The organism is Hyphomicrobiales bacterium (genome assembly GCA_039973685.1).
Classification (GTDB): domain Bacteria; phylum Pseudomonadota; class Alphaproteobacteria; order Rhizobiales; family JACESI01; genus JACESI01.
On sequence record JBDWKL010000016.1, the window covers coordinates 79,545 to 102,719 of the forward strand.

Genomic DNA, 23,175 nt, shown 5'->3' on the forward strand with positions numbered 1-23,175 from the left:
TACTATATTTATCGACAAAATATCACATCTATTTGAAATTATTGAATTATTCAGTCGGCCGACGTTCTTCGAACACGCTATTAAGTTTCAAATTACTGGCGGGTTCTTTTTCCTAATTGAAAACAAATTGCTTTCATCACTGAGGCAAAACTTGATCGTCACCAATATTACGACAACACTAATCAGCAACCATAAGCCGCCCCAAAAAACCGTTGCACCGCCAATTTCTTCGGCAATGACTCTTGCATCTGATCTGACATGTGAACGTTGTATGGTGTCGCTGAAAATATCGTATGGCACATAGATCATGCTTACGAGGCCAAAAATCCTGAGCAATAAATCACTCACCAATGAATGCGCGAACCATGCAATCACGATCATCGCAACACCAAACAAGATGCAAAAAAGCAAGGGAAACATCTCTCGTGAATAGATTGCCGCCACTAAAATCATGACGGCACCAAGGAAGCCGAGAACATAACGATCGAAATTGGTGCGCACCGCAGCAACGAATAAAACGACACCAAAAAACAGCGACCCTAAATATCCAGCAGAAGCAATAACAAAGCGGTTGCCACCTCGAAATAAAACGTGGCCACCCTGATTTACATTAAGGGACAGGTTTTCCCATGTTCCACCTGTCAAAATGACCGCAACACCGTGGGCGAATTCATGGAGAAAAATAACGAGTATTTTGACGGGAAATACAAACGCAAAATCCCAGCAGGCAATAATGCCTGCTGTTATCAAGATCATCTGCCAGTGAAATTTGAAAAAATTGGCCAGCAGCAACGAACTAATCCTTCAAACTAGTCGAGAATTTCAACGCTTGCCAAGCTAGTGTCATCGTTGAGCGTATAGATCATTGGAACGCCTGTTGCGATTTCCTTTTTAAGAATTGCTTCTGGCGCTAGGCCTTCCATCGCCATAACCAATGCTCGTAAAGAATTGCCGTGGGCTGCAACAAGAACAGTCTTGCCACCCATTACTTGCGGCAAAACGTCATGCAAGAAATAAGGCCAAACCCGCGCGCCTGTATCTTTCAAGCTTTCACCACCTGGGGGCGGGGTATCATAAGAGCGGCGCCAAATGTGAACTTGCTCGTCACCCCATTTTGCGCGGGCATCATCTTTGTTGAGACCAGCCAGATCGCCATAATCTCGTTCGTTGAGCGCTTGATCTCTAATGGTCTCAAGATCCGGCTGACCAATCTCATTGAGGATCAAATCACAGGTCTTTTGCGCACGCTGCAATACAGATGTAAATGCGATATCAAAACTGATGCCTTTGGCTTTCAGCTTACGGCCACCTTCGATTGCTTCTTCAACGCCTTTTTCGGTCAAATCAGGGTCGCGCCATCCAGTGAAGAGGTTTTTCAAATTCCATTCACTTTGTCCGTGACGGACGAGAACGAGTGTTTGTGGCATATCTTTTCCTTTAAACATCTTTCGGCAGACCGAGAACATCTGCCATGTTGTAATAACCCGGTTTCTTACCCATGCCCCATAGTGCAGCTTTGACAGCGCCTCGGGCAAAAATTGCGCGGTCTTCTGCAATGTGACTAAGCTCAATCCGCTCCCCTTCACCCGCCAATATGACGGAATGGGAACCAACAACTGAACCACCTCTGAGCGTTGCAAAACCAATAGAGCCTTTTTCGCGAGCGCCGGTATAACCATCACGCGAGCGCACAGAGTTTTCTTCCAAATCGATGCCCCGTCCTTCAGCTGCTGCTTCGCCAAGAAGAAGAGCGGTGCCAGATGGCGCATCCACTTTATGCTTATGGTGCATTTCTAAGACATCAAGATCAAAATCAGCATCTAGTGCCTTGGCCGCTTGGCGCACTAAGACGGCCAGCAAATTTACACCTAAACTCATATTACCTGATTTAATTACCACAGCATGACGGCCAGCTGCTTGCAGCTTTTCCTCATCCTCAGGAGAGCAACCAGTTGTCCCGATCACATGAACAATGCGCATTTGTGCTGCATATTCTGCGTATTGGTTGGTGGCTGCTGGTGCCGTAAAATCAATCACGCCATCCGCATTCAAGAAAGCGTTTAGTGCGTCATCAGTAACGGTGATACCCAGCGGTTCAGACAAGCCTGCGAGCACGCCTGCATCTTGGCCAACAGCAGGTGCGCCCTCACGCTCAACGGCTGCAACTAAGGTTACGCCTTCAACCTCGTTGATCATTCTAATTAAGGCGAGGCCCATACGACCACTTGCGCCTACAACCACTAATTTCATGTCTGACACGTTAAACCTACAGTCCTATTTGTTGCGCTTAACCGTCATGGCCTTCAACGATGATTAATTCACCATCTGCCACAGAGTTGCGAATTGCTTTTGCTGCTTGATATTCCGGTTCATTGTAACAAGCGTGGGCTTGTTCAACGCTTTCAAACTCAATGACCACATTGCGTGTGCGGCTTTTACCTTCAAGCTCACTTACATCACCACCACGCACCAAAAACTTAGGCTTATATTTTGCAAAGGCCGTGGCTGCACCCGTGACATAATCTTGATAACGCTCAACATCGTTCACATCCATGCGAGCAATCCAATATCCTTTAGCCATGTCTCTCTCCCAAAAGTAATTTTAAAGTGCGTCTTCAATTTCCGCGACGATTGCATCCGCTGCAGCTCGTCGATTATCAGCATTCAAGATCGGTCTGCCAACCACTAAATAGTTACTTCCGTTCTCAATCGCTAATTTGGGGGTCATAATGCGACGTTGATCATCTGCACTCGCATTTGCTGGACGAATACCAGGGGTCACAAGCAGAAGGTCGGGACCAACTGTTGCGCGGATTGCACTTGCTTCTGCCGCTGAACAAATAACGCCATCCATACCGATTTGATTTGCTTGCGATGCCCGCTTAATAACCAACGACCCAGCTTTGTCCTTGTAACCTGCTTCTTGCAAACGCTCATCATCCAAATTGGTCATGACAGTTACGCCCAAGAGCTTCAAATCATCATCCCCGCGCGCATCAACTGCCGCCTGCATGGCATGAGGATAAGCGTGGATCGTCAGGAAGGTGCCACCAAGACGTTTTAAGCTTTCAACACCGCTTTTCACCGTGTTGTCGATATCCAATAACTTCAGATCGATGAAGATTTGTTTGCCCTGATCTTTAAGCTCAGTAACCAGGTCAAATCCGCCGCCATACAATATTTGAAACCCCAGCTTATAAAAACTGACACTGTCCCCTAAATCCTTCACAACATTGCGCGCATCATCAACCGTTGGCACATCAAGCGGCACAATAAGACGGTCGCGCGCAGATGGGTTTCGGATATCAAAATCAGACATGGAGGCTCACAAATTTAAGGTTCAAGAACGTGCAACGGCTTTAACACGTTTGATGGAAAGAAGAAGGTCCGAAACCGCTTTATCAGCGAATTTTCGCGCCGTTTCATTGATCAAAGCCCCGTCATCATCAAATGCAGTGCCAGCAAGTCCGACAGATATTTGCGGCGTGATAATCTCTGCACCCACATTCATCAATACGGCCCGTAAATGATAGAGGCCACGACGACCAGCCCCATCTCCCGGTGAAGCAGACCCAATCATGCAGACTTTATCGGTAAAAGGGCCATAGCCTTGCCCATCGCCAATGCCTGACGTGCTCACCCAATCAATCGCGTTTTTCAATAAAGGAGAAATTGACGCATTATATTCTGGCGAGACAAAAACTAAGCCATCAACATCCGCAAATTTCTTGGCAAGATCGATTACTTCTTGCGGCGTTTTTATATCTGCATTGTAAATGGGAAAGGGGTAATCTTTAAGAGACACTTTGATGGCGTTCGCGTCACGATTATTCAAATCCGCAACCAATGCTTCCGCTAATTTATCGTTTATCGATCCTTTACGGATAGAGCCAGGGATTACCAAAATTTTCGCCGTCATAGTATCCTCCAAAATAGTCCACACCTAGTCTGAGATATATAACAAAACAGCGTAAGGCGGAAATTAGGTCTTTTGACTTTGCCCGCGATAGACAAAAACCCGTGCAGGCGGAATATTACGGGCGATCCAAGATGTCTTTTCAAGACTCACATCGCGCGGCGTGGCAACTGGTGCACGCAAACCATATGAAAATTGAATGAAAGGATTACCGTCGAGCAATTCGAGGATTTCGGCTAACAATGCTTGCCGCTTGTCCTTTGGGCTGTTGAGAAGTGGTAAGCTGGACACTACGGCTGCAAAGCGCGGTTGAGTTTCAAAATGCTTGGAAAGTGTTTCCTGAACATTGAAGCCGTCGCCATTGATCACATCAATATCTGGAAATTTATCCCGTATAAGCGTGCAAAAATCAGCGCTATATTCAATCGCCACTAGCTTTTCCGGCTTCACACCATGATCAAGCAACGCTTGAGTAACAACGCCAGTACCAGGTCCAATTTCTAAAACGGGTAAATCTGTACCCAAAGGCACAAAGGATGCCATTGCGTTCGCAAGCTCTACGCTTGATGGGACAATTGCGCCCGTTTTCAATGGGTTTCCCAACCAATTTTTGATAAAGCGCGTATCTTGACGAACCCGCCTAACAACAGAAGCTGGCTTTAATTTTAGTTTTCTAAAAGCTTTAACCGAGCTTTTAACTGGCAGGATGTCATCAATCATAATAGTTCAAACGCCATATCTAATACTTAAGTGGATATAAGCGGCCTTAACTCACCTTGCAACCTATGCGAGATAAAAAAGAGCTACTCTCCATCGGCACCCGTGAAAAAGTCTTTCATGCGAGTAAAGAATCCTGCTGATTCAGGGCTGTTATTGGCGGAAGATTCGCTTTCGAATTCTTCCAACAATTCACGCTGACGGCGGCTAAGATTTTGCGGCGTTTCGATCATAACTTGGATATACATGTCGCCCATTTGTGACGAACGCAATACAGGCATGCCTTTGCTCTTAAGCCGGAATTGCTTACCAGCTTGTGTGCCTTCAGGAATTTTAACCCGTGTCTTTGCACCCGTAACACTTGCCACTTCAAACTGGCCACCAAGGGCGGCTGTTGTCATTGAAAGAGGTACACGGCAGAACAAATCTGCCCCTTCACGCTGGAAGAACTCATGGGGTATAATCGAGATGAAAATATAAAGATCGCCAGATACATTACCGCGCGTTCCAGCTTCACCTTCGCCGGCTAAGCGAATACGCGTTCCATCTTCAATACCGGCTGGGATATTGACCGACAATGTACGGTCTTGAGAGACTTTACCCGCGCCGTGACATAAATCACAAGGATCAGTAATCACCTCACCGCGCCCCTGACACGTTGCACAGGTACGCTCAACAGAGAAAAAGCCCTGACTTGCGCGCACGCGACCTGCGCCGCCACAGGTTGGGCAAGTTTTCGGGCTGGTGCCCGCTTTAGCACCAGAACCTGTACATCCGTCACAGGTGACCGATGTTGGAACGGATATTTCGGCGTTTTTACCCTCATAGGCTTCTTCAAGGGTTACTTCCATATTGAAGCGCAAATCAGAACCACGTCCGGCATTACCGCCGCCACGACGGCCACCCATAACATCGCCGAAGAATTCTTCGAAAATATCTGACATAGAGCCACCGAAATCGCCGCCGCCAAATCCACCGCCTTGCCCGCCACCACCTTGGGTGAAGGCTTCATGACCAAATCGGTCATAGGCAGCGCGCTTTTGCGGGTCTTTCAGCGTTTCATAGGCTTCATTCAATTCCTTGAACTTAGCCTCAGCGGCATCATCACCCGGATTGCGATCTGGGTGGTATTTCATAGCCTGCTTTCGAAAAGCACTCTTGAGTGTCTTTTCATCAGCATCGCTAGAAACGCCTAGTGTTTCATAAAAATCGGCTTGTGCCATTTAAAGATAAACTTCCCAAATTGTCCTGATATCATGGACCTACTTGTTAGGACCATCCAAAGTAATGTTGATATAGTTCACGACATCACGTTTTGCAAAGGATTTGCGGGTTTATAGGGCAGGAGAGATTAAGACCTCGATCCATACTTAAACCAGAGCACGTTTCACAACGCGTTGAACAATCCTAATAAACCGATATTTCGCATATATATAAGAAATTTTTGCACCGTAGAGCCCACCCGTGAAATGCCGACGTAGAATATAGCATTTGAAAAAAGCCAGCGGGAACTCAAACACCATTCTTAGAATATTGAAAAAGTGGGATTTAGGTTTTTCATTTTGAAAATAAAACCTAGTCCGACCGCGTGCCTTATCATTCAATGTTTTGAGATCAGGAAAAGAACGATGGAGTATAATATTCTTGAGTTGATGAATGCATTTCTCACTCGTCACCACAATTGCATCTTTGGTCGGATGATCGGGGTAACTTAGAAGTTGGCGGTTATAAAGCCTAATATAATTATGATAATCAGCGAAAAAACGCGGTTTTTCATGGTGAGGATAAATCCCAACCGTCTTCACCCGCGCTCCATTATAACGCTGGGGCATATCACTGGAGAGAAAATGGGTGATTTCGGCGATGACTTCTGGTGTCAAAAATTCATCCGCATCGAGATTAAGTACCCAGTCGTTTTTACAAAGGGATTCAGCAGCACGTTTTTGTTGACCAAATCCATCAAACTGACGGAATGAAAACTTGGCTCCAAATTGTTCCGCAATTTCTTGAGTTTTATCTGTACTGCCAGAATCTAAAACCACAATTTCATCAACAAGTGGCTTTGCCAGTTCAAGACATCGGCCTAAATTAGCTTGTTCATTCTTAGTGATTACGAATAAAGATAAATTACGCATCATGGTCTCTTATAGCGAATATATTTTGAACGAAAGAATGAAACATCACCCCACACCGTCTCTTTAGTCTTAACCAATTGTAGCCAGTTTGAGTTGCTTCTTCCAACGATCAAGAGCTTTGTGCGCTTTAATAGTTATCCTTTGGCTCCAGCCCTGCCGCTCTCAAGACGTCGACAATTCTGTTTTCCCAAAGGTGCGTTTGTCCATGTTCACGCGCTTCTTTGCGCATGGCGTTATGTTTTGATTTATCGTTGAGAATTGCCAGTACCGCTTGTCCAACATGAGCTGATGTTGAGGCATCAACCACCAATCCCGTTTTCCCATCAATAATCGCTTCTGGTGCCCCACCGGCGTTTCCCGAGATCGAGGGCAAACCATGAAGGGCGGCTTCAATATAGCTAATGCCATATCCTTCACGTTCTTCAGCAATCTGACGACCTGGTTGTAAAAAAAGATCAGCCTCATCTAAGAGAGCTGTTTTAAACCCTCCCTCTATCCAGCCAATAAAAGAAACAGAAGGTTCAATTTTTAGATCTTTTACGAGATTTTCTAATCGTCCTTGATCCTCTCCAATACCAGCAATGATGAGTTTTGCTTTAGGATATTGTTTCAGGATTTCCGGCATCGCTTCAATTGCACGATCAATACCTTTCAACTCAACCAAGCGGGCTAAACTGATCAGCTTTGGATAGCTATCCTGCCATACTGCTGCAGCTTTTTGAGTGTCTTGCGTAGATGCTGGAGAAGATTTGTGGATTGGAGGATGCACGATACTATGGGATGTTTTCTCAGATAAAAATGCCGCCGCACGGCTTTTCGTTTCTAAAGAGATAAACATAATATGGTCTGCTTTTAACAAAGCATTGGATATTCTTTTGTGCTTTTTGGAGGTCTGGGAAAACTCATTCCCATGTGCCCAAACGACAATTGGGCAATTATAAGAGCTCAATAATTCCAAGCTTTTCCAACTGTCAGCGAAAATAGCCTCAACGGGTCGTTCGCTCACTATTTGGTTTAGGCGTTTTAGTTTGCGACGACGCCTTAAAAATTTGATGCCGCCAAAACGTTCTACGTCATAGGGGGTCTTCGTTTCGCGATCCCAATGCTGTGCTGATTGGTCACCATCAGCAAGTACTGTCACATCATGGCCGGCTTCTGCAATATATTCAGCCGTTCCTGCCAGCAAGTTTTGTATGCCCCCTGGACGCGGGGGAAAAGCCTGCGCAAGAACCACAATCATTGATTTATCCTACTAAACAACAAATCCGGGCACTTCTGAGAGGTGCCAGGATTTCTAGTAAAATCAATCAAAAAACTACGCTGAGCGCTTGTCTTCATCATCGTCTGAAACGTCTTCAAAATCAGCGTCCATAACGTCGTCATCATGGTCATCGCCTGCTGCATCTGCTGCTGCATCTGCTTCAGCTGCAGCTTGCTCAGACTGATACATCGCCTCACCAAGCTTCATGCTTGCTTGTGCCAATGTTTCTGATTTTGCTTGAACATCATCATTATCGATGTCGTCGCCTTCAATCGCAGTTTTCAAAGCTGTAATTGCGTCTTCAATCGCCTGACGATCGCTCTCGCCTACCTGATCACCAAACTCTGCCAAAGATTTCTCAGCAGAATGGATCATCGTTTCAGCGTTGTTTATCGTATCAACAGATTCGCGTTTCTTCTTATCCGCATCAGCATTTGCTTCAGCGTCTTGGATCATTTGTTCGATATCATCATCGGACAAACCGCCAGATGCTTGAATACGAATTTGTTGTTCCTTGCCTGTGCCTTTGTCTTTCGCAGACACATTCACAATACCATTCGCATCAATATCGAAGGTTACTTCGATTTGCGGAACACCGCGTGGTGCTGGCGGAATACCAACAAGGTCAAATTGACCAAGATTTTTGTTATCCGCTGCCATTTCACGTTCACCTTGGGCAACGCGAATTGTCACAGCATTTTGGTTATCATCAGCGGTTGAGAAAGTTTGACCCTTCTTCGTCGGGATTGTTGTGTTGCGGTCGATCAAGCGTGTGAACACGCCACCGAGCGTTTCAATGCCGAGAGACAATGGTGTGACGTCGAGAAGAAGAACGTCTTTAACGTCGCCTTGCAAAACACCCGCTTGAATAGCGGCACCCATGGCAACCACTTCATCCGGGTTCACACCCTTATTAGGCTCTTTGCCGAAGAACTGTTTTACAGCTTCTTGGATTTTAGGCATGCGTGTCATACCGCCAACAAGAACGACTTCGTCGATCTCAGCAGCTTTCAAACCAGCATCTTTAAGAGCTGACTTACACGGACCAATTGTACGCTGAACAAAATCATCAACCAGTGTTTCAAATTTCGCACGTGTTAGCTTCAAGGTCAGGTGCTTAGGACCAGACGCATCAGCTGTAATGAACGGTAAGTTGATTTCAGTTTGTGCCGCAGCTGAAAGCTCGATTTTTGCTTTTTCTGCTGCTTCTTTCAAACGCTGTAGCGCTAGTTTGTCGCCACGTAGGTCAATGCCTTGTTCTTTTTTGAACTCATCAGCCAAATAGTTGACCAAACGCATATCGAAATCTTCACCACCAAGGAAAGTATCGCCATTGGTCGACTTAACTTCAAAAACGCCATCGCCGATTTCAAGAACTGAAACATCGAATGTACCGCCACCAAGGTCATAAACAGCAATTGTTTTGCCTTCGTTTTTATCAAGACCATAAGCCAGCGCCGCCGCTGTTGGTTCGTTGATAATGCGAAGCACTTCAAGGCCAGCAATTTTACCAGCATCTTTTGTTGCCTGTCGCTGCGCATCGTTAAAGTAAGCAGGAACCGTGATCACGGCTTGCTCTACTGTTTCGCCCAAGAAGCTTTCAGCTGTTTCCTTCATTTTCTGAAGGATCATTGCTGATACTTGTGATGGAGAATATTTATCACCGCTTGCTTCAACCCATGCATCACCATTGTCACCTTTGACAATTTTGAATGGGACGAGATCTTTGTCTTTACCAACGGTTGGGTCTTCGAAACGACGACCAATCAAACGCTTCACTGCAAAAAGTGTATTTTCAGGGTTGGTAACAGCTTGCCGTTTTGCTGGCTGACCAACAAGGCGCTCTCCGTCTTCTGAAAATGCCACCATAGATGGCGTTGTACGCGCACCTTCTGCGTTCTCGATTACCTTAGGTTCCTTGCCGTCCATTACTGAAACGCAAGAATTAGTGGTTCCAAGGTCAATACCAATGACTTTAGCCATATTCGTCTCCTTAAAAAGCAAGCCGTTGTGTGAACCTTTTTTAAGCGTTCTACAACCCCTAAAGGCCTGGTCTTTCAACCAGCAGGCTTCTAATGCAATATTTGTAGCGGAATTGGGTCTAGTTCGTTGTTAATTTCAACCAATAAACAACAAGCCCCACCCGCTTACGCGGTTCGGAAGGTATATAAGAATACCTGTAGCGGACTGCAAGCACCAGATCGCGGAAAATTACTCAGATAGGCAGGAAAATGTTAATTTTACCAAATGGTGTTCGTCACATACCCGGATATCTTACCCGCAAGGAGCAAGAAGAGCTGCGAGATGAGATTCGCGAACTACTCAAATCCGCCCCCCTTTTTCGGCCAACAATGCCAACAACAGCCAAGAAAATGTCAGTTCGCATGTCTAATTGCGGGCCGCTTGGATGGGTCACAGACACAGAAAGAGGTTATCGCTATCAGCCGACACACCCTGTAACCGGCGCTCCGTGGCCTGATATGCCGCAAAAGGTGCAACAAGTATGGGAAGAATTTTCGGACTACCCCTATCCACCAGAAGCCTGCCTCATCAACTTTTATGATCGCGAGGCCAAAATGGGGTTGCATCAAGATCGCACTGAAGAAGATTTTTCTGCACCCGTGATATCAATTTCTCTCGGCGAAACTTGTCGCTTTCGGGCAGGTGAAGACGTGCGGGGTGGACCAACCGCCTCTTTAAAGGTGGAGAGCGGCGATATTATTATAATGGGTGGAAAAAGCCGGCTTTGTTTTCACGGCGTCGATCGTATCTACCCCGATACTTCAACACTGTTAAAAAATGGCGGGCGGATTAATTTAACGCTTAGACGTGTGACAGAACCTGAGTAAGTTGATTAGGTTTTAGCCTTTGCGCGTATTTCCAAGCTTTTAACAACGGGATGAATAATTAAATTACATTGAGCAAGGATTTTTTCTCTAGGCAGGGCGCCTCTTGGATTTGTCACAGCCAGCATGGTTATACCATGAACTGAAGCCCAAAGGGCGCGACCAATATCTGCTAATTCCTTCTCATCAACGCCAGCGCTAATGTCGGCAAGAACATCTGTAATGAGGCGCAAAAGTTGCCGTTGTTCTGTTGCATAGATTTGATGAAAATCGCTATCTTCTTTATATCGAACTTCAAAAATTGCTTGCCAGCGCAAACGATGAAGAGAAGAGAAATCCACATAAGAAGCACCTAATGCCTCTAACAATTGAAGGTTTGTTGCGCCGTTTTTTCGCTGCTCCTGAAATTGATCTGTCACAAATACCTGATATTCTTCAAGAGTCCGCTCGCATACCAGAAGGATGAGATTATCAAGGTCGCCGACAAGATTATAAATTGTTCCAACCGCACAGCCGACCTCACTCGCCAAATCGCGCGCATGTACACCGCTTGTCCCTGATATCTCAATTCTATTGATTGTCGCTAGGATGAGTTTTTCTCTCATTTCATCCCGGTAGTTTTGTTCCATTTAATTCTCTTCATTAGAGCGAAAAAACTCAATAGCCGTTAATAATCAGCAATATACAGTTAGTCAAAGAGATATTGAATACCATTCAAAGACAACTAAAAATTGGAATGTGGGCCCATATTACTATTGAACATTGTTCACAAGAATGTTACCCAGTGAAATGAACCCCGTTCAAGTCGATTATACTTATATAGTCGAGTATATTACAGAGGCTAAATATGTGGGACTTTTCAAGTCGATTAACGCAGGGACACGATGGGCATGCACAAGATTGCGTGTCCCAGACGATTACCTCTTTAAAAACATATGAAAATGATGCCTTGATGATTGCCCGCAGGATCGACAAGCAAATAAAAAGTGCGGTCAAAAAACAGCACATGCTGCTAACGGCTACCAATGAAATTAGTGCTGAAAAAATGCGTCGCCGTTTATGCGCATTACAACAGCGTAAAAAACAAGCCAAAAATTATATAAAGCGTATTCAGCGCCTCCAAAGTACGGAAGCACTAGTCAATGAATGCAAACGGAGCAATATCGATCCAAGTCTCCGGATCGTATTTGGCGGTGGAACATTAAAACACGCTGCTGATGAATTAGCGCGCTTTCTTGATGAGCCAACTTTGTTCCAAGAATTCGATCGCGATTACGATCTTAACTAAAAACACCTCTAAGCAATACAGAGCCAGCCAAATAACAATGTCTAGCGCAAAGCGCTAGACTGATTTATCGACCGATGGGTTTGCTTCTGGCGCTTCTTCCGCTACTGGCGCAGCCGCTACTTTCGGGCCACCTTTAGAAATACCGACCATTGCAGGACGAAGCACTCGTTCGCCAATTTGGTAACCAGCCTGCACCACTTGCACAACAGTACCATTTGGAATTTCAGTATTTGGCACTTCAAACATTGCTTGGTGGAAATTCGGATCGAATTTTTCACCTTCAGGAGAGAGTTGAATAACACCGTTTTTAGACAATTGGTTTTGCAAATCACGGTCTGTCATCTCAACGCCTTCAAGCAAGGTTTTGAGCGTTTCGTCTGCGCCTTCACGCGCATCATCTGGCAAGGCTTGCAAAGCACGGCTCATATTGTCGCTGACGCTGAGTATATCACGCGCAAAGTTTGCTACCGCGTATTGGCGAGCATCTTTAACTTCACGCTCTGTACGGCGGCGCAAATTTTCCATATCAGCAAGCAAGGACATAGCTTTGTTTTTAAGCTCTGTATTTTCTTCGTTGAGGGCCACGATCACATCTGCGGGATCACGCGGCTTTGGAGCGGCAGCGGCTTCTTGCTCTTCTTTTTCAATTGCCGCGTCGAATTCCTCTTCGCTCATCTCATCTTCTGGATTGTCAAAGAGCGATTCAACATTTGAGTTTTCGTCTTCGTCTGGATATTGAGTGTTTTCGTCAGACATGGCTGTCCCAATTTTTAATGGATCAATTTAAGCTGGATATCAGTCTTTTGGACGGAAAAATCAACCCGCCAAAACAGTAATTTTATTAGTTCTTCGATAATCGACGCTAAAGCCTGCGTAGACTCACTGATTCGATCATATGGTTTTCGTCTTTACGCAGGATTAAACTGGCGCGTGGTCGGGTCGGTTGAATATTATCGACAAGATTGACGCGATTGATCGTATTCCACAAATGCTCGCCCATTTCTCTCGCTTCTTTATGGGACATGGCCGCGACATGATGAAAATATGATTCTGGATTATGGAAAGCGCTGTCCTTCAATTTCATGAAGCGTTCTAGATACCACTGCGAGATGTTTTTCTCATCTGCATCAATATAGACCGAAAAATCAAAACAATCAGAAACAAACGGAACAGCTTCCCCATCCTTGGGCAAGGCGCGAGTTTGCAAAACGTTGAGGCCTTCGAGGATTAAAATATCTGGCTGTTCCACATAGATTTTTTCGTCTGGCACAATATCATAAGAAAAATGCGAATAAACCGGCGCTTCTACCCGCGCTTTGCCTGCTTTGATATCTGACAAAAAACGCAACAATGCGGGTAAGTCATAACTCTCAGGAAAACCCTTCCGGCTCATCAAATTTTGTTCTTCCAACACTTTGTTTGGATGAAGAAACCCGTCTGTCGTCACCAGATCAACCTTTGGCGAGCTTGGCCACCGCGACAGAAGAGCTTGAAGAATGCGCGCCGTTGTTGATTTTCCAACCGCGACAGAACCCGCAATACCAATCACAAACGCTGTCTTTGGCGTATGTTCTAAATTCAAAAATTCAAGCCGCTGCCGATGAAGTTTTTTAGCAGCCTCCACATGCATAGAAAGCAGTCTCGAAAGCGGCATGTAGATTTCTTGCACTTCTTCCAATGAGATGGGGTCATTGAGGGAACGCAGCTTGGCAAGGTCATTTAATGACAAAGGCAAGGTTTGATCTGCGCGTAAAGCCGCCCATGTTTCTTTTTCAAAAACACGGTGGGGCGTTAGCTTATCGTCTACCGCTTTATCCAACACTTGCCCGCAATCTTTTCTAATTGGCTCTATTCACCACGTGACGCTTTTTCAGCAAGGCCACTTTGCGCGGTGCGCTGTTCAAGTTCTTTCAATACATCATCAAGTTCAATATCGGAAACTTTGAGTAGGACTAAAAGGTGATAAAGCACATCGGCGGATTCTTTCGTAAGTTCCGCCCGATCGTTTGTAACAGCCGCAATAACCGCTTCTGTTGCTTCTTCGCCCAGTTTTTCCGCACATTTTTTGACGCCTTTATGAATAAGGCTCGCCGTATAAGACGATCCATCGCCGGCCTTCGCCCGCTCATCAATAATGGCGTCCAATTGTTCTAAGGTGAATTTGGTCATAAAAATTGCCTCAAGCAAGACCGTCAAGTCGCATGTCTATACCAGCTTTTGCCATATGATGCTTCACTTGGCCAATAGTGAAAGTACCAAAGTGAAAAACCGATGCAGCAAGCACAGCGCTCGCACCGCCCTCTTTCACACCATCGACAAAATGATCAAGCTCACCGACACCGCCTGAGGCGATCACTGGAATGGAAATGCTGTCCGCAATTGCGCGTGTGACTTTGTTGTCAAAACCCGACTTCGTGCCATCGCGGTCCATGCTGGTGAGCAAAATTTCGCCCGCCCCACGTGCGGCCATGTCTTTGGCAAATTCAATTGCGTTGATACCCGTTGGTTCACGGCCACCATGGGTGAAAATTTCCCAAGTATCACCCACGGCTTTCGCGTCGATTGCGACGACAATGCATTGATTGCCAAACTTGTTGGCAGCTTCATTGACGAAATCACGGTTTTTCACGGCTGCCGTATTGATCGAAACTTTATCAGCACCTGCCAAAAGCAATTTGCGAATATCTTCCACCTTGCGCACGCCACCACCAACAGTGAGCGGCATGAAACAATGTTCCGCCGTTTCGCGCACCACATCGAAGATTGTATCGCGGTTATCAGATGAGGCAGTGATGTCGAGAAAAGTCAGCTCATCAGCGCCCGCCGCATCATAAGCCTTTGCCGCTTCAACCGGATCGCCAGCATCCATAAGATCAACGAAGTTCACACCCTTAACGACGCGACCGTCTTTTACATCTAGGCAGGGGATGACACGAGATTTGAGAGTCATACGGATAATCCTCCATCGCGTCGATTCTTACGTTTGCCCGTGCTCACTACTACGTAGTTGCGCGCGAGGCGGGCGCCTTTCACATCAAGACACGGAATTACGCGGGATTTGAGAGTCATGATGCTGTCCCTTTAATCACCGCCATCGCTTCCGCTGGATCAAGGCGGCCATCATATAGGGCGCGACCAGAAATGGCGCCTTCGAGTTTCGCACAATCAGGTTCCATCAAGCGCTTTACGTCATCAATGGACGCCAAACCGCCTGAGGCAATAACCGGAATAGAAACCGCATCACCGAGCGCAATGGTGGATGGGAAATTGAGGCCTTTTAAAATACCATCGCGGTCAATATCCGTGAAGATAATCGCCGAGACACCCGCATCTTCAAATTTCTTCGCTAGATCAATTGTGGTGAGTTCAGATGTTTCATCCCACCCTTCAACCGCCACATAACCGCCCTTTGCATCAATGCCGACAGCCACTTGATCGGGGAACAAACGACAGGCCTCTTTAACAAGCTCAGGATCACGCACCGCGACTGTGCCAAGGATGACGCGTTTGATGCCTTTATCAAGCCACGTCTCGATTTGCTTAAGATCACGAATACCGCCGCCGAGCTGCACGGGATTGGTTGTGCTTTTCAAAATCGCATCAACTGCATCGCCATTCACGGGCTTGCCTGCAAAAGCACCGTTGAGGTCAACCACATGCAGCCATTCAAAACCTTGATCTTGAAACGCCTTAGCCTGCGCGCCTGGATTATCATTGAAAACCGTTGCTTGATCCATATCACCAAGCTTCAAGCGCACACATTCACCGTCTTTAAGATCGATGGCGGGGAAGAGGATCATCTTAAATTTTCCATTTCAAGAAATTAGCAATGAGAGCCAGACCCAGTGTCTGGCTTTTTTCTGGGTGGAATTGAGTACCGATGCGGTTTTCATGGGCGACCATCGCGGTGATGTCGCCACCATAGTTTGAGGTAGCAAGAACCACATCGCCGTCCGTCGGCATCATATGGTAGGAGTGCACGAAATAGGCATGCAGACCCTTTTCACCCGTTTCAATGCCGTCAAAGATTGGGTGATCAAATTTCACATCAAGCGTGTTCCAACCCATATGTGGAATTTTTAATGTTGGGTCACTTGGTTTGATTTCAACAACATCGCTCTTAATCCAATCAAGGCCGTTTGTTGTTTCCTTCTCCAACCCACGGCTCGCCATAAGCTGGTGGCCAACGCAAATGCCTAAGAATGGACGTGCTTTTTGAATGATTGCTTCATTAAGGGATGCCAGCATTCCGTCGACACTATCAAGTCCCTTGCGGCAATCAGCAAATGCACCAACACCTGGCAAAACAATGCGGTCTGCATTGGCGACGTAATCAGGATCTGAGGTGATCGAAATCTCAGCGTTCAAGCCTGCTTCTCTTGCGGCACGCTCAAAGGCTTTGCCAGCTGAGGCCAAATTGCCTGAGCCGTAGTCAATTATGGCAATTTTCATGAACGCGACCTTGTTGAAGGGGATGGGAAAGACCCAATCACTGATTTTGTTTTTGATGGCGGCCTTTTCAGGGCCTGCGAAATACGTTTTGAAAGAATTTGTTCTTGATGCTCTGGCACTTCGTGCACGACACTATCATCACGATTAGCAAAGGCGCGCATTTCTGCTTCCTCATAGTTGCTCGCCAAAACAACGTCCACTTCCTGCCAGCCATTTCGAAGATATTTCTTCGCCCGCCAATTTGTGCCTTCAAAGGCAAGATACAGGCCCAGCAAGCTATTCAAAAAGAAACCAATCAGCGGATTGATCAATTCACTGGCTAAAACAAAGATCAGAAGAAAAACGACGTAAATCGCAAAGCCGAGCCATACACGATTCCACAAAAGCCAAAGGACAGGAAACAAGAGCACGAGGACCGAAAAGCCGTCGCGTATCAGCTCGACGTTTCTGCCGTCCTGCACCTGCTCGGGCATAGCATTTGGAAATTCAAAAACACGATAAGCGGCCATGCGCTCACTACTCTTCCAATTCAGACAAAGCGATTAATATCTATTTGGCGAATTTTAGCTGAAAGTGCAAGGAAATGACGATGAAACTCTAAGGTCTAGACCCTAATCACCCAATTTGCCCTTAGTGGTTGGCAAGCTATCTGCTGCGCGTGGGTCAATCGTTGCTGCCATACGCAACACACGGGCAACCGCTTTAAAGCAGGTTTCTGCAATATGGTGATTGTTCTCGCCGTAAATGTTTTGAACATGCAGCGTGATGCCAGCGTTTTGTGCAAAAGCGATAAAGAACTCGCGGAAAAGCTCCGTGTCATAATCACCAATCTTGTCGCGGGTGAAATCCACATACCAAACGAGATAAGGGCGACCAGATACATCAACGGCCGCACGGGTTAGCGTTTCGTCCATTGGAAGATCGAGCGAAGCATAACGGGTGATGCCTTTCATGTCGCCAAGCGCTTGTTTGAACGCTTGACCAATGGCAATGCCCACATCTTCAGATGTGTGGTGAGCATCAATGTGCAGATCGCCTTTGGCGCGCACTTTAAGGTCCATCAGTGAATGGCGAGAAAGTTGTTCCAGCATATGATCAAAGAAGCCAACGCCCGTCTCAACATCATAGGCGCCAGTGCCATCAATGTTCAGCTCAACGCTAATATCAGTTTCATTCGTGGTTCTTTTAATCGATCCAGTACGCATGGGTCATCTTCTCTGCAAATTATCTAATGACAGAAACTAGCCATTTTTGATGAAAAGGGACTTAACATTGCTTTCAATGAAGAGCAACTTTCGCCCCCGTCACCACAGAAGCATCAATTTACAGCCTGATTTCACGTCGCGGGCTTAATTTCATAGCCTTCTTCTTCTGGCTCATCATCCATCAATTCTGCCGGAAAGCCGTCAGCACGAATTTCAAGGCCCGTTGCTTCTTCAAACCGTTCAATCATTCGGTCTGATTGCGCCCGTGCCCCAAAACGGTTTTGGCCATCTTTCATGAGATCAATAATCAAAGGCGAGATTTCAAGATCAATGCCTGCCCGTTCTGCAATTATTTGGAAAAGGCCAATATCCTTGAGCACCAAATCCATGGTGAAGTCGACGCATCGGCTGCCGTTCAAAATCACTTGGCTCTCAGTCTCATGTACGAACGACGTGCCAGACGAAATTTTGATCGCTTCATAGGTGGTCGCCATATCAAGCCCCGCGCCTTTCATCGTGGTGAGCGCTTCGCAAACAGTGAGAAGGTTCGCCGTTGCCAGATAATTGGTCATGACTTTCAAAATCGACGCTGATCCGAGCGGCCCCGTATGCAAAACACGGCGTCCAAGGCGAGTGAGCAGAGGCAAGGCCCGATCAAAACTTTCACGCGGGCCACCAGCAAAGATTGAGATATTGCCCGTTGCTGCCCGATGGCACCCACCAGAAACAGGGCAATCCATCGCCATCACACCCAATGGTTCCAACTTAGCGCCGAGACGTTTTACTTCCGCCTCATCCGTCGTGCTCATCTCAAGCCAAATATCGCCTTTGGAAAATCCTTCAATCAGTCCGTTTTCACCTTCGACAACAGCCGCACAGGCCGCTGGGCTTGGTAAGCAGGTGATAACCACCTCACAGATTTCCGCCATCTCCTTCGGTGAATTGGCCCATGCAGCGCCAGCGGTGACAAGCGGTTCAGCCGCTTCTTTTGATAAATCATGCACCACCGTATCAAAACCATTGCGAACCAAACTGCCCGCAAGTTTCGCACCTACATTACCAAGACCAATAAATCCGACTTTCATATTATCCTCCAAATTTTTGGCGATCCTAACAGGCATATCCCACTCGGCTGTTTGCAAATCACGCCGAGGTGATTACATAAAGCGACAGAAATTGACCAACGGCTCAAAAAATCAGACTAAAATCAGTCTGACGCTCTGGTGGCCGCAGGAGGAAACATGAACTTTTCAGGCGATAACAACCACGCATCAGCCTTTGGCAAGGTCCACGCAACAACCATTGTTATGATCCGTAAGGGTGGCAAAGTAGTGATTGCGGGCGATGGGCAGGCCTCCATGGGTCAAACCGTTGTAAAATCCAATTCCAGAAAAGTCCGCCGTATCGGCAATGGCGATGTGATTGCAGGTTTTGCCGGATCAACCGCTGATGCCTTCACGCTTTTAGAACGGTTAGAAACCAAACTTGAGCAATATCCAGACAATCTTATGCGGGCAGCCGTGGAGCTGGCCAAAGACTGGCGCACCGACAAATATCTGCGCAATCTTGAAGCGCTTTTATTAGTTGCCAACAAGGAAGTCAGCCTAATGATCTCCGGCGCGGGCGATGTATTTGAACCTGAAGGCGGGATTGCGGCCATCGGCTCAGGTGGTAACTTTGCCCTCGCCGCAGCACGCGCCCTCAGCGATATGGATTTGAGCGCCGAAGAAATTGCCCGTAAATCAATGAAAATCGCCTCCGAGATTTGCGTCTATACCAATGACAATCTCGTCGTGGAGACAATGGATGCTGAATAAAACCGACCTTGCGAATGCAGTCAGCGAAGGCATCATTACTGGTGAACAGGCTGAACAGCTTAATGCCTTTTCAAAACGGGTTCATGCAAACGACGACAGCCCGCGCTTCCAAGAACTTGAGACGCGGGACGAGCCGTTTCGATTGCTCCGTGGTTTTCGTGACATCTTCATCGCACTCGGCATAATGTTTTTGAGTGTTGGTGCTACGGTTTTGAATTTTGCAATCACCGGCAATGCACTCTCGTTTAGTAAAGGTGTAAATTCTGCACGCAGCTTAATTGAATTTATGTCAGGGGCTGTGGGTGCTGCCATTCTTTTGATTGTTGGCATTGTCATCGCTGAAATTGTAACGCGGAAACTTCGGCTTCCCCTATCAAGCCTGTTTTTAAGTTTAGCGATTGCTTTATGGGCTGGTTTGTTCGGCATGCAAATCATGGCACCTGCTGCGAGCCTCTTTGTTCAATCAAGTGTTCAATTGAATGCGGTAAGTATCGCTTTATTCTTCTTGAGCGCCTTTATCGGCATTTCCCTCTTTTACGCCAGATATCGCCTACCATTTGTAATGTTAGTGGTTGCTGCCACACTGGTTGGGCTAGGCGTTTCAATCATAAATAGCATCACGCCTAATCTTACGGCACATGACCTGCGTTTCGTCATTGGTGGACTTGGCTTTATCGTCTTCCTCTTCGCAATGAGGTTCGACCTCAAAGACCGAATTCGTGTCACCCGTTTATCAGAAAATGCATTTTGGCTGCATCTATTGGCCGCACCCCTAATGATCCATTCCATTTTGGCGACGGGATCATGGGATCAAATTAGCATTCCTCTCATCTTGGTAATGTTTACAATCCTCACTTTGATCGCCCTCATCATAGACCGACGCGCATTTCTTGTATCCAGCTTGCTCTATATGGCTGGGGCTTTCACTCAAATCGTCAAAGCACTCGGTTTAGACAGTTCCTTACAATTTGCAGTTCCCGTCTTATTTATCGGTGTCTTGGTGGTGGTCCTTGGCATTGGATGGTCACCGCTTCGACGCCTCATTATGACCATGGTTCCAAGCGCAATTGCCAACCGTGTGCCGCCGATCGCTCTTGCACAAATTTCTGATCTCAAAGAAGAACAACCAGCATGACAAATTTTTCTCCTCGCGAAATCGTATCCGAACTTGATCGTTACATTATTGGCCAAAAAGACGCCAAACGTGCTGTGGCCATTGCGCTGCGCAACCGTTGGCGGCGGCAGCAGTTGGAAGGATCAATGCGTGAAGAGGTGATGCCAAAAAACATCCTCATGATCGGCCCAACCGGTGTTGGTAAAACTGAGATTTCGCGCCGTCTTGCAAAACTAGCTGGTGCGCCGTTCTTAAAAGTCGAAGCCACTAAATTCACAGAAGTTGGCTATGTCGGCCGCGACGTGGAACAAATGATCCGCGATCTTGTGGAAGTAGGCATCGGCCTCATCCGCGAGAAAAAGCGCAAAGACGTGGAAGCCAAAGCCCATCAAATGGCGGAAGACCGTGTCCTTGATGCACTCGTCGGCGATACAGCCAGCCCCGCAACCCGCGACAGTTTTCGCAAAAAATTGCGCGAAGGCCAGCTGGATGAAAAAGAAATTGAAATCGAAGTCGCTGACAATGGCGGCGGGATGCCCAATATGGATATCCCTGGTATGCCTGGCGGATCGATTGGTGTGATGAACCTCAATGATATGTTCGGCAAAGCTTTCGGCGGTCGCACGAAAACCCGCAAACTGATGGTGCGCGATTCATACGAAGTTTTATTAGCTGAGGAATCCGATAAATTATTGGATGATGACCAAGTGGTCACTGAAGCGATGGAATCAGTTGAAAATAACGGCATCGTCTTCTTAGACGAGATTGATAAAATCGCCGTGCGAGACGGTGCTCGTGGTGGCGACGTTTCCCGCGAAGGTGTTCAGCGCGACCTCTTGCCACTGGTTGAAGGAACAACCGTTTCAACAAAATATGGTCCCGTTAAAACCGATCATATTCTCTTCATTGCATCAGGCGCTTTTCACGTTTCAAAACCATCCGATCTTTTGCCAGAGCTTCAAGGTCGTTTGCCAATTCGTGTGGAACTGCAAGCACTCACCAAAGGCGATTTTGTGAGCATCTTAAGCGATACCGAGGCAAGCTTAATCAAACAATCTGTCGCTCTTTTAGGCACTGAGGAGGTAACTCTCTCATTCACAGAAGATGCTATTGATACGATCGCAGACTTGTCGGTTTCAATTAACGCAAGTGTTGAGAATATCGGTGCGCGCCGTTTGCAAACCGTGATCGAACGCATTCTCGACGACATCAGCTTCACCGCAACAGATCGCGCGGGCGAAACCGTGGAAATTGACGCTGAATTCGTAAATCGAGAAATTGGTGATCTTGCCAAAAATGCCGATTTAAGCCGCTATATTTTATAGCGGCTTAAATCTGGTATTAGCTGGGGCTGTTCACAGCGCCCTTTGCGAGCATTAAGATCAGATCTTCCAATACTGTCACTTCAATCCGCCCAATATCCGTTGATAGGCGATTGGCTAGTTCTGTGGCTTTTGGATCGAGGCCAGCTGTATCAACAACAATACGAGGATTAGAAATTTCGGCTAACCGCTGAAGTTCTTCTGCCTCATCCCAAATAATGTTGAAATAAGCAATAATCCGCTGGACCATCGCCCAAGTCGGTGTGCCACGTTTACCGTGCTCTAGTGCTGACAGATAGGCGCTGGATACACCTACTCCTTCAGCCATTTCTTTTAAACTGACATTTTTTGTCCGGCGTATCTGCCGGATTTTTTGTCCAAATGGGGTCATCGTCTAATCCACATAGCTATAAAAAATGTTCATAGGTTCTTGAGGAGACAACCTTCCTAACCGTCATTAGAAAGGGCTGTTATTTTTTCCTTAGTCTTACAAAAAGCGCACCAGTCCCCCCATGAGATGTGCTTGCAGTTTCATATCCAAGAACCATGTTTCTTAAAGAAGGTTCACTTAACCACAAAGGTACTTTTCGCCGGAGAACACCTGGCGATTCTTGCCCGAATTCTCCATATGATTTTAAACTGTGGTTATAATGTGTTGTTCCTTTACCAGTGATAACAAGCACATTTTTCCACCCACTGGCAACAGCCCGACCAACGAATATGTGCAAAGCTTTATGAGCTTGATCTTGGGTAAGTCCATGTAAATCGATCTTGCCATCTATAGTTGTGTGGCCGCGTGATAGCCGCGATTTCTCACGCTTATTGTATCCTAGCAAAGGTGGCATTGTTGAGGACGGTGATTTCTGCCGACTAACTGGCGGCGAATAAGAGGGCATTGCAACTTTAGAGAGCGGTGATTTTTTTATGTAAATATGTGCATTATTTGCTGATTTATTGGTATTTTGCATAGCCGCCAAAAACTCGTCATCAACATTTATTGAGTTAATGTTCCTAGGCGTTACCGTATCTGTGACCTTTTTCCACAAACGGCGATCTTCTGAACTTAGATTTTTTCCTGATCTTTTCGCCATCAACTTTAGCC

28 protein-coding genes are annotated in these 23,175 nt (G+C 46.5%); 5 read left to right on the forward strand and 23 right to left on the reverse strand.

The window, feature by feature from the left end; all coding sequences use genetic code 11:
- Window positions 1-87: 87 nt before the first annotated feature.
- The 11 genes from ABJO30_04375 to dnaK form a co-directional block, all read right to left on the reverse strand.
- Window positions 88-792 carry a M50 family metallopeptidase gene (locus tag ABJO30_04375; protein ID MEP3232042.1) on the reverse strand — a complete coding sequence of 235 codons (705 nt, stop codon included), beginning with the start codon at window positions 790-792 and terminating at the stop codon, window positions 88-90.
- 17 nt (window positions 793-809) lie between these two features.
- Window positions 810-1,427, reverse strand: a complete 618-nt coding sequence (locus tag ABJO30_04380; GenBank protein ID MEP3232043.1) for a 2,3-bisphosphoglycerate-dependent phosphoglycerate mutase — start codon at window positions 1,425-1,427, stop codon at window positions 810-812.
- A 10-nt stretch (window positions 1,428-1,437) separates the two neighbouring features.
- On the reverse strand, window positions 1,438-2,250 hold the full coding sequence (dapB, locus tag ABJO30_04385) for a 4-hydroxy-tetrahydrodipicolinate reductase (protein MEP3232044.1): 813 nt from the start codon (window positions 2,248-2,250) through the stop codon (window positions 1,438-1,440).
- Between the two features lie 37 nt (window positions 2,251-2,287).
- A complete protein-coding gene (locus ABJO30_04390) occupies window positions 2,288-2,581 on the reverse strand; it encodes a DUF1330 domain-containing protein (protein ID MEP3232045.1) in 294 nt (97 codons plus the stop codon).
- 21 nt (window positions 2,582-2,602) lie between these two features.
- Entirely contained in the window at window positions 2,603-3,319 is a 717-nt protein-coding gene (gene pyrF / locus ABJO30_04395; protein MEP3232046.1) for an orotidine-5'-phosphate decarboxylase, read from the reverse strand.
- A gap of 21 nt (window positions 3,320-3,340) precedes the next feature.
- Window positions 3,341-3,919 (reverse strand): NAD(P)H-dependent oxidoreductase, encoded by a 579-nt coding sequence (locus ABJO30_04400; GenBank protein MEP3232047.1) that lies wholly within the window; start codon window positions 3,917-3,919, stop codon window positions 3,341-3,343.
- A 63-nt stretch (window positions 3,920-3,982) separates the two neighbouring features.
- Window positions 3,983-4,636: a methyltransferase domain-containing protein gene (locus ABJO30_04405; GenBank protein ID MEP3232048.1), complete on the reverse strand. Its 654-nt coding sequence runs from the start codon at window positions 4,634-4,636 to the stop codon at window positions 3,983-3,985.
- A gap of 83 nt (window positions 4,637-4,719) precedes the next feature.
- A complete protein-coding gene (dnaJ, locus tag ABJO30_04410) occupies window positions 4,720-5,856 on the reverse strand; it encodes a molecular chaperone DnaJ (GenBank protein MEP3232049.1) in 1,137 nt (378 codons plus the stop codon).
- 147 nt (window positions 5,857-6,003) lie between these two features.
- Entirely contained in the window at window positions 6,004-6,768 is a 765-nt protein-coding gene (locus ABJO30_04415) for a glycosyltransferase family 2 protein (protein MEP3232050.1), read from the reverse strand.
- 127 nt (window positions 6,769-6,895) lie between these two features.
- Window positions 6,896-8,008: a glycosyltransferase family 4 protein gene (locus ABJO30_04420; GenBank protein MEP3232051.1), complete on the reverse strand. Its 1,113-nt coding sequence runs from the start codon at window positions 8,006-8,008 to the stop codon at window positions 6,896-6,898.
- Between the two features lie 75 nt (window positions 8,009-8,083).
- Window positions 8,084-10,012, reverse strand: coding sequence for a molecular chaperone DnaK (gene dnaK / locus ABJO30_04425; GenBank protein ID MEP3232052.1), 1,929 nt, complete (start codon window positions 10,010-10,012; stop codon window positions 8,084-8,086).
- Window positions 10,013-10,260: 248 nt separating this feature from the next.
- On the opposite strand from dnaK, the gene ABJO30_04430 reads away from it, so the two are divergent.
- Entirely contained in the window at window positions 10,261-10,878 is a 618-nt protein-coding gene (locus tag ABJO30_04430) for an alpha-ketoglutarate-dependent dioxygenase AlkB (protein ID MEP3232053.1), read from the forward strand.
- 5 nt (window positions 10,879-10,883) lie between these two features.
- Here the strand turns inward: ABJO30_04430 and ABJO30_04435 are convergent, their stop codons facing one another.
- Window positions 10,884-11,504 (reverse strand): TetR-like C-terminal domain-containing protein, encoded by a 621-nt coding sequence (locus ABJO30_04435; GenBank protein ID MEP3232054.1) that lies wholly within the window; start codon window positions 11,502-11,504, stop codon window positions 10,884-10,886.
- Between the two features lie 218 nt (window positions 11,505-11,722).
- On the opposite strand from ABJO30_04435, the gene ABJO30_04440 reads away from it, so the two are divergent.
- Entirely contained in the window at window positions 11,723-12,163 is a 441-nt protein-coding gene (locus tag ABJO30_04440; GenBank protein ID MEP3232055.1) for a hypothetical protein, read from the forward strand.
- Window positions 12,164-12,217: 54 nt separating this feature from the next.
- On the opposite strand, the gene grpE is transcribed toward ABJO30_04440, so the two are convergent.
- From grpE to ABJO30_04485, 9 genes are all read right to left on the reverse strand, one after another.
- Window positions 12,218-12,919 (reverse strand): nucleotide exchange factor GrpE, encoded by a 702-nt coding sequence (gene grpE / locus ABJO30_04445; protein ID MEP3232056.1) that lies wholly within the window; start codon window positions 12,917-12,919, stop codon window positions 12,218-12,220.
- Between the two features lie 106 nt (window positions 12,920-13,025).
- Entirely contained in the window at window positions 13,026-13,982 is a 957-nt protein-coding gene (coaA, locus tag ABJO30_04450; protein MEP3232057.1) for a type I pantothenate kinase, read from the reverse strand.
- Window positions 13,983-14,011: 29 nt separating this feature from the next.
- The gene (locus ABJO30_04455; GenBank protein ID MEP3232058.1) at window positions 14,012-14,332 is read right to left on the reverse strand and encodes a phosphoribosyl-ATP diphosphatase; all 321 of its coding nucleotides are present in this window, start codon (window positions 14,330-14,332) and stop codon (window positions 14,012-14,014) included.
- 10 nt (window positions 14,333-14,342) lie between these two features.
- Window positions 14,343-15,113, reverse strand: coding sequence for an imidazole glycerol phosphate synthase subunit HisF (hisF, locus tag ABJO30_04460; GenBank protein ID MEP3232059.1), 771 nt, complete (start codon window positions 15,111-15,113; stop codon window positions 14,343-14,345).
- Between the two features lie 115 nt (window positions 15,114-15,228).
- Window positions 15,229-15,963, reverse strand: coding sequence for a 1-(5-phosphoribosyl)-5-[(5-phosphoribosylamino)methylideneamino]imidazole-4-carboxamide isomerase (hisA, locus tag ABJO30_04465; protein MEP3232060.1), 735 nt, complete (start codon window positions 15,961-15,963; stop codon window positions 15,229-15,231).
- A gap of 1 nt (window position 15,964) precedes the next feature.
- Window positions 15,965-16,615: an imidazole glycerol phosphate synthase subunit HisH gene (gene hisH, locus ABJO30_04470; protein ID MEP3232061.1), complete on the reverse strand. Its 651-nt coding sequence runs from the start codon at window positions 16,613-16,615 to the stop codon at window positions 15,965-15,967.
- Window positions 16,612-17,124 (reverse strand): DUF2628 domain-containing protein, encoded by a 513-nt coding sequence (locus ABJO30_04475; GenBank protein MEP3232062.1) that lies wholly within the window; start codon window positions 17,122-17,124, stop codon window positions 16,612-16,614. The genes hisH and ABJO30_04475 overlap by 4 nt, the downstream gene beginning before the upstream one ends.
- A 102-nt stretch (window positions 17,125-17,226) precedes the next feature.
- On the reverse strand, window positions 17,227-17,820 hold the full coding sequence (hisB, locus tag ABJO30_04480; protein MEP3232063.1) for an imidazoleglycerol-phosphate dehydratase HisB: 594 nt from the start codon (window positions 17,818-17,820) through the stop codon (window positions 17,227-17,229).
- A gap of 131 nt (window positions 17,821-17,951) precedes the next feature.
- Window positions 17,952-18,941, reverse strand: a complete 990-nt coding sequence (locus tag ABJO30_04485; protein ID MEP3232064.1) for an NAD(P)-dependent oxidoreductase — start codon at window positions 18,939-18,941, stop codon at window positions 17,952-17,954.
- 120 nt (window positions 18,942-19,061) lie between these two features.
- On the opposite strand from ABJO30_04485, the gene hslV reads away from it, so the two are divergent.
- From hslV to hslU, 3 genes are read left to right on the forward strand one after another with little or no spacing between them, the layout of a single operon-like run.
- Window positions 19,062-19,637 carry an ATP-dependent protease subunit HslV gene (gene hslV, locus ABJO30_04490; GenBank protein ID MEP3232065.1) on the forward strand — a complete coding sequence of 192 codons (576 nt, stop codon included), beginning with the start codon at window positions 19,062-19,064 and terminating at the stop codon, window positions 19,635-19,637.
- A complete protein-coding gene (locus ABJO30_04495; GenBank protein ID MEP3232066.1) occupies window positions 19,627-20,772 on the forward strand; it encodes a hypothetical protein in 1,146 nt (381 codons plus the stop codon). Before hslV ends, ABJO30_04495 begins: the two co-directional genes overlap by 11 nt.
- Window positions 20,769-22,076: an ATP-dependent protease ATPase subunit HslU gene (gene hslU, locus ABJO30_04500; protein MEP3232067.1), complete on the forward strand. Its 1,308-nt coding sequence runs from the start codon at window positions 20,769-20,771 to the stop codon at window positions 22,074-22,076. Before ABJO30_04495 ends, hslU begins: the two co-directional genes overlap by 4 nt.
- Window positions 22,077-22,092: 16 nt before the next feature.
- Here the strand turns inward: hslU and ABJO30_04505 are convergent, their stop codons facing one another.
- Together ABJO30_04505 and ABJO30_04510 are read right to left on the reverse strand one after the other, a co-directional pair.
- The gene (locus ABJO30_04505) at window positions 22,093-22,464 is read right to left on the reverse strand and encodes a helix-turn-helix transcriptional regulator (protein MEP3232068.1); all 372 of its coding nucleotides are present in this window, start codon (window positions 22,462-22,464) and stop codon (window positions 22,093-22,095) included.
- Window positions 22,465-22,543: 79 nt separating this feature from the next.
- Window positions 22,544-23,164 carry a Smr/MutS family protein gene (locus ABJO30_04510; GenBank protein MEP3232069.1) on the reverse strand — a complete coding sequence of 207 codons (621 nt, stop codon included), beginning with the start codon at window positions 23,162-23,164 and terminating at the stop codon, window positions 22,544-22,546.
- Window positions 23,165-23,175 lie beyond the last annotated feature (11 nt).

Bases quoted from the DNA above. Each gene is read 5' to 3' on its own strand.
- ABJO30_04380 (MEP3232043.1), bottom strand. From the start codon at position 1,427: ATGCCACAAACACTCGTTCTCGTCCGTCACGGACAAAGTGAATGGAAT.
- dapB (MEP3232044.1), bottom strand. From the start codon at position 2,250: ATGAAATTAGTGGTTGTAGGCGCAAGTGGTCGTATGGGCCTCGCCTTA.
- ABJO30_04390 (MEP3232045.1), bottom strand. From the start codon at position 2,581: ATGGCTAAAGGATATTGGATTGCTCGCATGGATGTGAACGATGTTGAG.
- pyrF (MEP3232046.1), bottom strand. From the start codon at position 3,319: ATGTCTGATTTTGATATCCGAAACCCATCTGCGCGCGACCGTCTTATT.
- ABJO30_04400 (MEP3232047.1), bottom strand. From the start codon at position 3,919: ATGACGGCGAAAATTTTGGTAATCCCTGGCTCTATCCGTAAAGGATCG.
- ABJO30_04405 (MEP3232048.1), bottom strand. From the start codon at position 4,636: ATGATTGATGACATCCTGCCAGTTAAAAGCTCGGTTAAAGCTTTTAGA.
- dnaJ (MEP3232049.1), bottom strand. From the start codon at position 5,856: ATGGCACAAGCCGATTTTTATGAAACACTAGGCGTTTCTAGCGATGCT.
- ABJO30_04415 (MEP3232050.1), bottom strand. From the start codon at position 6,768: ATGCGTAATTTATCTTTATTCGTAATCACTAAGAATGAACAAGCTAAT.
- ABJO30_04420 (MEP3232051.1), bottom strand. From the start codon at position 8,008: ATGATTGTGGTTCTTGCGCAGGCTTTTCCCCCGCGTCCAGGGGGCATA.
- dnaK (MEP3232052.1), bottom strand. From the start codon at position 10,012: ATGGCTAAAGTCATTGGTATTGACCTTGGAACCACTAATTCTTGCGTT.
- ABJO30_04430 (MEP3232053.1), top strand. From the start codon at position 10,261: ATGTTAATTTTACCAAATGGTGTTCGTCACATACCCGGATATCTTACC.
- ABJO30_04435 (MEP3232054.1), bottom strand. From the start codon at position 11,504: ATGGAACAAAACTACCGGGATGAAATGAGAGAAAAACTCATCCTAGCG.
- ABJO30_04440 (MEP3232055.1), top strand. From the start codon at position 11,723: ATGTGGGACTTTTCAAGTCGATTAACGCAGGGACACGATGGGCATGCA.
- grpE (MEP3232056.1), bottom strand. From the start codon at position 12,919: ATGTCTGACGAAAACACTCAATATCCAGACGAAGACGAAAACTCAAAT.
- ABJO30_04455 (MEP3232058.1), bottom strand. From the start codon at position 14,332: ATGACCAAATTCACCTTAGAACAATTGGACGCCATTATTGATGAGCGG.
- hisF (MEP3232059.1), bottom strand. From the start codon at position 15,113: ATGACTCTCAAATCTCGTGTCATCCCCTGCCTAGATGTAAAAGACGGT.
- hisA (MEP3232060.1), bottom strand. From the start codon at position 15,963: ATGATCCTCTTCCCCGCCATCGATCTTAAAGACGGTGAATGTGTGCGC.
- hisH (MEP3232061.1), bottom strand. From the start codon at position 16,615: ATGAAAATTGCCATAATTGACTACGGCTCAGGCAATTTGGCCTCAGCT.
- ABJO30_04475 (MEP3232062.1), bottom strand. From the start codon at position 17,124: ATGGCCGCTTATCGTGTTTTTGAATTTCCAAATGCTATGCCCGAGCAG.
- hisB (MEP3232063.1), bottom strand. From the start codon at position 17,820: ATGCGTACTGGATCGATTAAAAGAACCACGAATGAAACTGATATTAGC.
- ABJO30_04485 (MEP3232064.1), bottom strand. From the start codon at position 18,941: ATGCCTGTTAGGATCGCCAAAAATTTGGAGGATAATATGAAAGTCGGA.
- hslV (MEP3232065.1), top strand. From the start codon at position 19,062: ATGAACTTTTCAGGCGATAACAACCACGCATCAGCCTTTGGCAAGGTC.
- ABJO30_04495 (MEP3232066.1), top strand. From the start codon at position 19,627: ATGCTGAATAAAACCGACCTTGCGAATGCAGTCAGCGAAGGCATCATT.
- hslU (MEP3232067.1), top strand. From the start codon at position 20,769: ATGACAAATTTTTCTCCTCGCGAAATCGTATCCGAACTTGATCGTTAC.
- ABJO30_04505 (MEP3232068.1), bottom strand. From the start codon at position 22,464: ATGACCCCATTTGGACAAAAAATCCGGCAGATACGCCGGACAAAAAAT.
- ABJO30_04510 (MEP3232069.1), bottom strand. From the start codon at position 23,164: ATGGCGAAAAGATCAGGAAAAAATCTAAGTTCAGAAGATCGCCGTTTG.